Source organism: Dietzia sp. CW19, from assembly GCF_014145265.1.
Classification (GTDB): domain Bacteria; phylum Actinomycetota; class Actinomycetes; order Mycobacteriales; family Mycobacteriaceae; genus Dietzia; species Dietzia natronolimnaea.
In genome coordinates this window covers 32,900-42,967 of sequence record NZ_JAALEE010000561.1, presented here as the reverse complement: position 1 = coordinate 42,967, position 10,068 = coordinate 32,900, and the positions used below count along the sequence as shown (strand labels likewise).

The window sequence follows — 10,068 nt, the reverse complement described above, 5'->3', positions numbered from 1 at the left end:
TGGATACGCCGAGGTGGGCGGAAGCCTGGTCTGTAGCGGAACCCAGTCCCGGAATCTATGGTTCTTATCTACCCACTAGTGTCGCGTGTCGTTAGTTCCTAAATGCTTGGGTGTTTGGGAGAATGGGTCATGCCCAATAACCCGGCTCCGGCTTTGATTCTTCGTGATGGTGACCGCGAGGAGTTGGAGTCGTGGACGCGGTCAACGTCGATCCAATCGGGGTTGGCGATGCGGGCGCGGATTATCCTGCTCGCGGCGGAAGGTCAGGCGAACTCTCGGATCGCTGACCGGGAGCGAACGACGCCGACGACGGTGTGGAAGTGGCGAGGCAGGTATGAGGCGGATGGGATCGCGGGCCTGTTCGACGAGTCGCGCTCTGGCCGGCCGAAGCGGATAGATGACCAGAAGATCATCACCACGACGTTGACTCCTCCGCCGAAGAAGTACGGGGTGACGCACTGGTCCTCACGCCTGCTGGCGGATCATCTGAAGATCGGTAACGCCACCGTGGCCAGGGCGTGGCGCAAGTTCGGGGTGCAGCCTTGGCGGGCCGGAACGTTCAAGTTCTCCACCGATCCCGAACTGGTCGCGAAGGTCACCGACGTGGTGGGGTTGTACTTGGCGCCACCGGACAACGCGATCGTGTTGTGTGTTGACGAGAAGAGTCAGATCCAGGCGCTGGATAGGACCGCGCCGATGCTGCCGATGCGCACCGGCAGCATCGAAAGGCACACCCACGATTACAAGCGGCACGGCACCACGACTCTGTTCGCCGCGTTGGACATTGCGACCGGGCACGTCACCGGCGCGGTCAAGCCGAAGCATCGCCATCAGGAGTTCCTGGCGTTCCTGCGTCAACTCGACCGCGCCTACCCGGAGGTTGACCTGCACTTGGTGATGGACAACTACGCGACCCACAAGACCCCGGCGGTGAAGGTGTGGCTGGCACAGCATCCGCGGTTCCACGTGCACTTCACCCCGACGTCCGGATCCTGGCTCAACCTCGTGGAGGTCTGGTTCGGGATCATCGACCGGCAGGCCATCCGCCGTGGTGTCTTTACATCTGTCAAGGACCTCAATGCCAAGATTCGCCAGTTCATCACGGGCTGGAACGACCGCAAACACCCGTTCGTCTGGACTAAAACTCCCGAACAGATCCTCGCGAAAGCGAACCCTAAACCAACTTCAGAAACGCGACACTAGACTATACGTCGGTACCGCTTACTGTATGTTCGTACAGTACAAGGTGTCCCGGCTCAGTCGGCCTTGTCGACCTGACTATCGTGCCGTCGACAGCCAGTTGCTCAGGCCACCCGCATCGGGCCTCAGGGCCCCTTGGACGTCCCGGTCAAAGGTTGGGTCACGGGTCGGACGTGCGGGTGTCGGCGATATCTCCGTCGCCACAAGCCGAGGTATCGCACCCAGTACAACTTCATCGACAGGAAGGTTTGGACATGGACACATTTCGCGACAAGGCCGGCGAGCCGATAGGTACCGATATCGACAACTGGGTGGCCTCGTTCACGCGCATGGAATCCGGTTCCTCCGAGCTTCCTCCCCACCACCCCAACTGCCTTGGCTGTGGACCAGAGAACCCGAATGGTCACTTCCTCTCGGTACGGCGTGACGGAGACGGCGTCGTCGCACACCACCAGTTCGACCAGCGCCACGTCGGGGCACCGGGCATTGCACACGGCGGCGCGGTAGCGACCGTGATTGACGACCTCTTCGGCTTCTTGCTGTATTCGGTCGGCGAGCTCGCCGTGACGCGCCGTCTCGAGCTCGAGTATCTTGCGCCAGCACTACTCGACACCCCGTACATCCTGCGCGCTGCAGTTCGGTCTCGCGATGGCCGGAAATTGGACCTCAAGTCCACGATGGAGGATGCAGAGGGCCGCACTGTTATTACTGCCACTGCCCTGTTCATCGTGGTCGAGGTTGAACACTTTTTGCAGTCACAGAGAAACTCGAGGGCTTAGGCCAAACTCACCGCCGCGAGCACCAGGCCCGAATACGTCGAGGGTGTCGGCGGAGCGGAGCGTGTCAAATCAAATGAGACGTGAGGTGCTCGGTTGGGCTTGGCTAGTTTCGGGTGATCGGGCGTCGGGGTCGTTGATGGTCGCCTTTTCCGGCAGTCGGGGTGGGCGCGGTCGTCGGGTGAACCGTTCGGGGTGTTTGGCGTAGGCGGCGTCGAGCACGAGCTGGCGCCTGTCGCGGATGGTCTCGGCGGTGCCGTCGTGGACGCTGGCCGGGGTGTGCAGTCCGATCCCGCTGTGCCGGTGCTGGTGGTTGTACCAGTGGATGAATCGGTTCATCCATGCCCGGGCGGCACCGATGCTGGCGAACCGCTCGGGGTAGTTCGGCGTGTACTTCATGGTCTTGAACTGCGACTCGCTGTACGGGTTGTCGTTGCTGGTCCGCGGCCGATTGTGCGACCGGGTTACATCCAGATCGCACAGGAGTGAGGCCAACGGCTTCGAGGTCATCGCCGCGCCCCCGTCGGCGTGGAGATACCCCGGTGCCTGGCCTTGCTCGGCGATGGCGGCGGCGACCAGGTCGGCGGCCAGTTCGCCGTCTTCGACGGTCTCGATGCGCCAGCCCACGACGTAGCGGGAGTAGATGTCGATGACGACGTAGGCGTGGTACCAGATGCCCTTGGCCGGGCCCCGCATTTTCGTGATGTCCCACGACCACACATCATTTGCTGAGGTTGCGACCAGTTCGGGAATCGCCCGTGGTGGATGGGTTGCCTGCCGACGACGCTCGCCGTTCATCGCCTCGGCCGCCAGGATCCGGTGCATCGTGCGCTGCGAGCAGTGATACCGGCCGGCGTCGAGTTCGCGGGCCCACACCTGGGCCACGGACAGATCGGCGTAGGCCTCGCTGGTGAGCACTTCCAGTATCGCGGTGCGCTCGGCGGCGGTGAGCTCGGCAGGATGGCGGGCCTTGGGGTGCGGCCCATACTGGCGCGGTTTCGGATTGGCCTGGCGATGATGGGTCGCCCGCGACCTACCGACCAGGGCGCAGGACCGCACCACACCCAGCAGCGCGGTCAGCAGCTGCGCGGTTTCGGCCTGCCAGGTGCGCCAGGCGGCCCTGGTCACCCCTTGTTTTTCTTGGAGAGCGCTTCCAAGAACGCGACACCTTTTCCCATGACCTCCAACGCGGCGTCACGATCGGCGATGACCTTGTCCTTCCGGGCGGCGTCTGACTCGAGTTTGCTGATCTGCTTTTCCAGCTCAGCGATGCGCGCCTGCTCCGGCGACTGGCCAGCCCGGGGCCTTCTCTTGGACACGGTGCCCAGTGTTCCCGCTTCGATCTGGGCCCGCCACTGCTTGACGCTGGAATCGTAGAGGCCCTCTCGGCGCAGCACGCGGCCCTTCTGCCCGGACGGGGCCTGCTCGTACTCGGCGACGATGCGCCGCTTGTACTCGGCCGTGAACGCCCGCCGGGCCGGCCGCCCGGTCCGCGGGGCCTGAACCGTCTCCTGCGTCGAGGTCGTCGGCGTCGGCTGCGAGGCCTCCAGGGCCGCGTCAGTAGTTGCAGTGATAGTCATGCTGGATTCTCCTTCTCCTCACGCCCCAGCCTCTCAACCAGCCAGCCCGGGTGTCTCACCTCAGTCTGGCGGATAGGGGAGCCTGAAGCTATTGAACGCCACGCCCAAAGAAAGGGCGAAGCTGAAGGCACCGTGCATTGCCAGTTGCCCTGTACGAGTCAACCAAGTGGCAGCGCTACCTACGACGGAACCCCGTCGGCGGGTGGCCGGTCCAGTGCTTGAAAGCGTGTGAAAAGCTGGCGAGGTCGCTATATCCGAGGTCCGTGGCGATCTCGCTCGCGGACACAGATCCGTCCAGTAAACGAAGAATCGCGTACTCACGAATGACCGACTGGCGCAGTCCGCGATAGGTCATCCCTTCCTCAGAGAGGCGCCGCTTAAGTGTGCTCGTAGAGATGGAGAGTTCGTCTGCAATCCACTGACTTCCACAATCTGCGGGACGCTTCTCTATCAGACGTCTCACCTTGTCCGAATACGAGGCGATTTTACTCCGCTCGTCGAGCCTTCGCTGCAAGTCACTGATAGCGAGTCGATACGCCACGGGATCAGAGAACCGGCAGACGTGATTGACCGCGTCAACGGGAAAATGCAGAATGGACAGTGAAGCGTCAAATACCAGGCGACCAGCTAACCAATCCTGATCCACGGGCAGACCTTCCGGAGCGGGCCAACCCAGTGAGAGTGTGATGTCTGGTGCATCGCCAACGAGTATATTCAGCAGCCTCAGCAGGACCGCACCACAGTAGGTGACCACTAGGGAGTCTAGGACTCGATCGCCCGTCTGCCCATTGAGCGCGACAGACACTCCGTGTCCACCTGCGTAGAACTGCGCACTCAGGGCTGGGGTTATTAGCGGCAGGTAGGCAAGCAATTCCAATATCTCGCCTGCGGAACCTGCGCTTACTAGTGGGACGCTTAATGGTCCGAAGGACGTCAGATGAGCATGCTGGGCGAACGCCAAACCGAGGGTCGTTGCTTGGTCAACGTCGAGGTCGGGCAAGGCTTCCCTGATCCACCGCAGGGGAACTTGGGCGTTGATGGCGAGAAGTGACTCGACGTCGCTTCGCTCACGATCCATGATCTCGCGAAACCGTGCAACGGCGTCTTGCTCCAGAACTGGGCTCTCAAGTAACTGCGCGAACACGAGCGGTGGCACGCCCTCGCGATCAAGATTCATCGCCCCCGCCTTCTGAGCCAAATTAACAAGCTTCTGCCCTCAATTAACCTAGCCGCAGTCGTCGTTGTTAGCAATGCTGTGAGCAGCTATTACCCGAACAACCATGCAGGAGCCAGCGATGACAGTCGTAACCTTCGTCTCACATGAGGGAGAGGAGCACGTGGTGCCCTTGGAGGAGGGGCAGTCACTCATGCGGATCGCCGTCAACAACGCGGTGCCCGGAATCGACGCCGATTGCGGAGGCGAAGCCGCGTGCGGCACGTGTCATGTCATCGTTGATCCGCAATGGTCCGACGTGGTGGGCCTCTCGGGAGCAAGTGAAGAAGAGATGCTCTCAATGAACCCCGAACGGCTGCCGACCTCCCGACTGTCGTGCCAGATGACCGCGTCCGCGGATTGGGACGGCCTTACCGTCCAGGTGCCAGAGTTCCAGATGTAACGACGTTCCAGATGTAACGACGAAAGACAAGGTGAGACACGTGAAGGTTTCCGATACGATCGGCGACAAGGTTCAGTCGGCCATCCCGATGGATCTGCAGATCCGGGGCGCCCATCTGTACGACAGGACTCGGCGCTGGGTGACAAGGACGAATGGGAAGAAGCTCTTCGTAGAGAAGCCCATCCCCCCCGTCGAGGACGTCGAACTCGCCGACATCGACCTCAGTAATCCCTTTCTCTATCGGCAAGGACGCTGGCAGTCCTACTATGAGCGCCTGCGAAACGAGGCTCCGGTCCACTTTCAGCCCAACAGTGCGTTCGGGCCGTTCTGGTCAGTGACCCGACATGAAGACATCATCGCGGTCGATAAGAACCATGAGGTCTTCTCCGCCGAGCCGATGATAGTGATCGGGGCCCCGCCTCGTTTTCTCGATATTGAGATGTTCATCGCGATGGACCCACCGCGTCACGACGTGCAGCGAGCAGCTGTGCAGGGGGTGGTGGCGCCGAAGAACCTGCGTGAGATGGAGACGCTCATTCGGTCTCGGGTTCGCGAGGTGCTCGACGGCTTGCCGGTGAATCAGCCTTTCGATTGGGTGCAGACCGTCTCGATCGAATTGACAGCTCGCATGCTCGCGACGCTCTTGGACTTCCCCTACGAGGAACGTCGCAAACTCGTGTACTGGTCAGATATTGCAACTTCGTTCGAGGAGGCCAACGGTGGTCCTGCGGACCTCGACGAGACGTTCGACGGAATGCGCGAGATGGCGAGCGGTCTGAGTTCTCTGTGGTACGACAAGAAGGCTCGGTTAGCAGAGGGGGAGGAACCCGGTTTCGACCTGGTCACCATGCTGCAGAGCAACGAGAACACCAAGGATCTGATCGACCGCCCGATGGAATTCATGGGCAACTTTGTGCTGTTGATCGTCGGAGGGAACGATACGACCCGGAACTCGATGAGTGGTGGCGTTCTGGCGCTGAACCGGTTCCCAGACCAGTTCGAAAAGCTCAAGTCCAACCCTGACCTGATCCCCAACATGGTCTCCGAGATAATCCGGTGGCAAACGCCGCTGGCCTACATGCGCCGAATCGCCAAGACTGACACTATCTTGAACGGTCAGTTCATCCGTAAGGGTGACAAGGTCGTGATGTGGTACGCCTCAGGCAACCGCGACGAGCGTGTGTTCGAGCGGCCCGATGACTTCATCATCGACCGGGCCAACGTCCGCAACCACATCTCCTTCGGGTTCGGCGTACACCGGTGCATGGGCAACCGACTGGCCGAAATGCAGCTGCGGATCCTCTGGGAAGAGCTGCTCCCCCGCTTCGAGAACATCGAGGTCGTCGGCGAACCCGAGTACGTGCAGTCCAACTTCGTGCGGGGTATCAGCAAGATGATGGTGCGCCTCACCCCGAAATCCGGCACATGACATCGCAGCGAGCCCTCATCATCGGTGCCAGCCATGCCGGAGCCCAACTCGCGGCGAGCCTACGGCAGGACGGGTGGAGCGGTGAGATCGTCCTCATCGGCGAGGAGCCCACGGTGCCCTACCAGCGCCCGCCACTGTCGAAGGCGTATCTCGCCGGGAAAACCACCCTCGACGAGATCACCATCCGCAGTTCGGACTTCTACTCCAAGCAGCGAATCCAGCTTCTCAACGCGCACGTGGAGGCGATCGACCGCTCGGCTGGGCACATCGTTATGAGCACCGGCGACACACTGACATACGACAAGCTCGCGCTGTGCACGGGAGCCCGCCCTCGTCAGCTCCGCGTTCCTGGGGCCGATCTCGCCGGGGTCCATTACCTTCGGACCGCCGCAGACGTCGAGAAGATCCGCACGTCCGCCACCCCCGGGCGGCGGGTGGTGATCGTCGGGGGCGGCTACATCGGACTTGAGACGGCCGCCTCACTACGGGCACTGGACCTGGACGTCACCGTGCTCGAGGCGACCACTCGCGTCCTCGAGCGGGTCACTGCTCCCGACGTATCAACGTTCTTCGAGCGGATCCACCGAGAGGAGGGCATCGATATCCGAACGGGCGCCAAAGTCGCAGCATTAGTCGGAGACGACTGCGTCCGGGAGGTCACACTATCTACTGGCGAGTCGATTCCGACTGATCTGGTCATCGTGGGTATCGGTGTTGAACCGAGAACAGAACTCGCCGAGGCGGCGGGCTTGACCCTGAACGATGGTGTGGTGATCGACGAGCACGCCCGAACCAGTGACCCAGCCATCGTTGCCGCCGGAGACTGTGCCAGCAAGTACATCTCTCGATACGGTCGCCGAGTCCGGCTGGAGTGCGTACCCGGAGCAACCGATCAGGCGAAACTCGCCGCGGCTACCCTTTGCGGGAAGTCCAAGAGCGCAGTGTCGCTGCCCTGGTTCTGGTCAGATCAATACGATCTCAAGCTGCAGATCGCCGGTCTCAACACCGGTTACGACGAAGTCGTCCTCAGCGGTGACCCCACCCGGGACCGCGACTTCAGCTGCTTCTACCTCCGTGATGGCGAACTCCTTGCTGCAGACTGCATCAATCGTCCCCGTGATTTCATGCTCAGCAAACAGGTCATCACACAGCAGCGTCCTTTCGTCCGGACCGATTTCGCCCATACGGGTTCTCCCGATTCCTTGCGCAATGGGTAAGCCAGTCCCGAGCGAGACTCGCACGGTCAGCGGCGGAGCCTCGACGAACGGCGCTGACATCCCACTGGCGCAGCAAGAGAGCCCGGTTCGTGCCCGCCTGCCGTTCAGAAAGGAACTCTGATGACTCGCCAGACGCTCATCGAGAACTATCCACATCGGGTCGGGGGGCACTGCGGCTCAGCCGCGATGCGAGACCTCCTGCACTGGCAAGGCCTCGGCTGGGAAGAACCGCCCGATGAAGGTCTCGTCTTCACCCTCGGGGGGTCACTTGGCCTGTCCTACTTGCGCTCGAGCGACCTCTTCCCGCCGCTTTATCTGGTAGGGAGAGACTCCGATTTCGAAGTAAATCTCCCCCATCTACTGGGCGCACAGGTCCAAGTGCTCACGACCGACGATCCCCGAGAAGGATGGTCGTGGATTAGCCAGGAGGTCGATGCCGGAAGGCCAGCCCTGATATGGGGCGACATCGCGGAGTTGCCCTACCTGCGGGTTCGGCTCCAAATGAGTCGCCACGATATCGTGGTAATTGGTTACGACGAGGCGGAGAGGATCGCCTTCGTTGTTGACAACGACCGTGCCGAGGTCCAAAAGGTTCCGTTCGACGCTCTCGCTCGAGCACGGTCGTCGATGTCATTCCCACAACCGACACGTCACACCACGTACCGCATCGCCTGGCCGCATGAGTTACCAGACCTTGCGCAGGTTGCCGCAGCGGCTTTCCGTCAATCGGCAGCGAACATGCGCCACCCAACTCCGCCAGGAGTCGTTGATCTCACGACCGCGGTGAGCGGTTCCGAAGGCTTAGCAGCGGTCGCCCAGCTCGCCGCTGATGTCCGGACTTGGTCCCATCTACCGGCTGACGAACTCGAGATCCTCTTATTCAGCTTGAGCGCTTTCATCGAGAAGGCCGGCACCGGTGGCGGCCTGTTCCGAAAGCTGCTCGCTGACGGCTGCGCGGACGTGGCACGTTTGACCGGTGACCTCGCGACCGAAGATCTCGCCGTAGCCGCCAGACACTGTGCACAGACATGGACGGAGGCCGGCCGAGCCGGGATCGAGCACGAGGTCGATGTGCGTACTCGGCTGGAACGTGTGGCTTCGGCGGTTAGCCTCCTGCCCACGCTCGAGCTTCAACTGGCTGAAGCTCTGGAGTCAGCTTCGCGATCGCTTGCAGCAGCCTGACTAATCGGGAAGTCAAAACTGGACGGTAGAAGTTCCGGCCGCACTCAGACTGCAGCGGATGGCTCGCCGCCGCTCGCACCGAAACGACCGGGCTCTAGGGTTGCCTCGCCACCTCCCCGGCGACCTCGGCGATCGAGCGGTCACACCCATCCGACAAGAAGAAGCCCCGATTTAGCGAGATCCGCCGGCGCCAGGGATCCTTCTATGTTTGTCAAGCGGGCATGTGGACAGGTTCCGCTGCGCTGAGAGTTCGGTAGATCTGCCGGGCCAGGTACCGCTTGAGGCAGCGTCGAATTTCCTTGGTCGTTCGCCCCTCGGCGCTCCGTCGTTCGACGTATGCGCGGGTGTCCGGGTCGTGGGTCATTCGGGTCAGGACCGCCATGTGCAGGGCTCGGTTTAGCCGCCTGTCGCCGCCGCGATTGAGCCGGTGTCGAACGGTGTTCCCGGAGGATGCGGGGATAGGATTGACGCCTGCGAGGGAGGCGAACGCTGCCTCGGATCGCACTCTTCCGTGATGCGACCAGACGGTCAGGCAGACAGCGGCGGTCACGGGTCCGATGCCGGTCTTATCCAGCAGTGAGGTGGCCTGGCTTGCCTTGACGAGCTCGGTCATCCGCGAGCTGTTGGCGGCGAGCTGTTCGTCGAGCTCGACCACTCGTTTGGCCAGGCGGATTGCTTCGAGGCGGGCGGTGGCCTCACCGAGGTCCTCATCGCGTGCACGCCACCGGGAGACGGCGAGGAGCTGCGTCCCAGTCAGTGCCCGGCGGGCGTCGATTCCGAGGTCGACGATGCGCAACAGCGCGATCAGCGCGTTGATGGTGGCGGTGCGCTCCGAGGTCATGTGGTCGCGGGCGGTCACGAGTACCCGCAGCGCCGCTCGCACGCCGTCTGCCATACGCGGACGGCGTAGCTGGTCGCACTCCAGAGCGAGCACTGCAGCGGCGATGCGATGAGCATCCAGCGGGTCGGACTTGCCCACCCCTCGATTGGCCCTCGTGTTCATCCGGGCTGCTTCAACGACCTCGAAGCCTGCCTGTTCGCAGGCCGCGGCAAGACCGGCACCGTAGG

General features: G+C 62.2%; 10 protein-coding genes. 6 read left to right on the top strand and 4 right to left on the bottom strand.

All coding sequences use genetic code 11. The features are described 5' to 3' along the window. Positions 1-129: 129 nt before the first annotated feature. Together G6021_RS16235 and G6021_RS16230 are read left to right on the top strand one after the other, a co-directional pair. Positions 130-1,203: an IS630 family transposase gene (locus G6021_RS16235; RefSeq protein WP_095717553.1), complete on the top strand. Its 1,074-nt coding sequence runs from the start codon at positions 130-132 to the stop codon at positions 1,201-1,203. 251 nt (positions 1,204-1,454) lie between these two features. Continuing rightward, positions 1,455-1,979: a PaaI family thioesterase gene (locus G6021_RS16230; protein WP_017836045.1), complete on the top strand. Its 525-nt coding sequence runs from the start codon at positions 1,455-1,457 to the stop codon at positions 1,977-1,979. Between the two features lie 69 nt (positions 1,980-2,048). Here G6021_RS16230 and G6021_RS16225 read toward each other — a convergent pair whose 3' ends face one another. From G6021_RS16225 to G6021_RS16215, 3 genes are all read right to left on the bottom strand, one after another. Further along, positions 2,049-3,104: an IS3 family transposase gene (locus G6021_RS16225; protein WP_083249486.1), complete on the bottom strand. Its 1,056-nt coding sequence runs from the start codon at positions 3,102-3,104 to the stop codon at positions 2,049-2,051. Next, entirely contained in the window at positions 3,101-3,556 is a 456-nt protein-coding gene (locus tag G6021_RS16220; protein ID WP_083249485.1) for a transposase, read from the bottom strand. The genes G6021_RS16225 and G6021_RS16220 overlap by 4 nt, the downstream gene beginning before the upstream one ends. 175 nt (positions 3,557-3,731) lie before the next feature. Beyond that, complete coding sequence (locus G6021_RS16215; RefSeq protein ID WP_063972868.1) at positions 3,732-4,733, bottom strand: AraC family transcriptional regulator; 1,002 nt, start codon at positions 4,731-4,733, stop codon at positions 3,732-3,734. 118 nt (positions 4,734-4,851) lie between these two features. On the opposite strand from G6021_RS16215, the gene G6021_RS16210 reads away from it, so the two are divergent. From G6021_RS16210 to G6021_RS16195, 4 genes are all read left to right on the top strand, one after another. Further along, on the top strand, positions 4,852-5,172 hold the full coding sequence (locus G6021_RS16210; RefSeq protein WP_063972867.1) for a 2Fe-2S iron-sulfur cluster-binding protein: 321 nt from the start codon (positions 4,852-4,854) through the stop codon (positions 5,170-5,172). 40 nt (positions 5,173-5,212) lie between these two features. Continuing rightward, positions 5,213-6,601 (top strand): cytochrome P450, encoded by a 1,389-nt coding sequence (locus G6021_RS16205; RefSeq protein ID WP_182641733.1) that lies wholly within the window; start codon positions 5,213-5,215, stop codon positions 6,599-6,601. Further along, entirely contained in the window at positions 6,598-7,818 is a 1,221-nt protein-coding gene (locus G6021_RS16200) for an FAD-dependent oxidoreductase (RefSeq protein WP_069389034.1), read from the top strand. The genes G6021_RS16205 and G6021_RS16200 overlap by 4 nt, the downstream gene beginning before the upstream one ends. Positions 7,819-7,938: 120 nt before the next feature. Next, the gene (locus tag G6021_RS16195) at positions 7,939-9,000 is read left to right on the top strand and encodes a BtrH N-terminal domain-containing protein (protein ID WP_063972865.1); all 1,062 of its coding nucleotides are present in this window, start codon (positions 7,939-7,941) and stop codon (positions 8,998-9,000) included. A gap of 211 nt (positions 9,001-9,211) precedes the next feature. Here the strand turns inward: G6021_RS16195 and G6021_RS16190 are convergent. Beyond that, on the bottom strand, positions 9,212-10,068 hold an 857-nt coding region (locus G6021_RS16190), incomplete at its 5' end, for an IS110 family transposase (protein WP_182641739.1).

Bases quoted from the DNA above. Each gene is read 5' to 3' on its own strand.
- G6021_RS16210 (WP_063972867.1), top strand. From the start codon at position 4,852: ATGACAGTCGTAACCTTCGTCTCACATGAGGGAGAGGAGCACGTGGTG.
- G6021_RS16195 (WP_063972865.1), top strand. From the start codon at position 7,939: ATGACTCGCCAGACGCTCATCGAGAACTATCCACATCGGGTCGGGGGG.
- G6021_RS16200 (WP_069389034.1), top strand. From the start codon at position 6,598: ATGACATCGCAGCGAGCCCTCATCATCGGTGCCAGCCATGCCGGAGCC.
- G6021_RS16235 (WP_095717553.1), top strand. From the start codon at position 130: ATGCCCAATAACCCGGCTCCGGCTTTGATTCTTCGTGATGGTGACCGC.
- G6021_RS16215 (WP_063972868.1), bottom strand. From the start codon at position 4,733: ATGAATCTTGATCGCGAGGGCGTGCCACCGCTCGTGTTCGCGCAGTTA.
- G6021_RS16230 (WP_017836045.1), top strand. From the start codon at position 1,455: ATGGACACATTTCGCGACAAGGCCGGCGAGCCGATAGGTACCGATATC.
- G6021_RS16220 (WP_083249485.1), bottom strand. From the start codon at position 3,556: ATGACTATCACTGCAACTACTGACGCGGCCCTGGAGGCCTCGCAGCCG.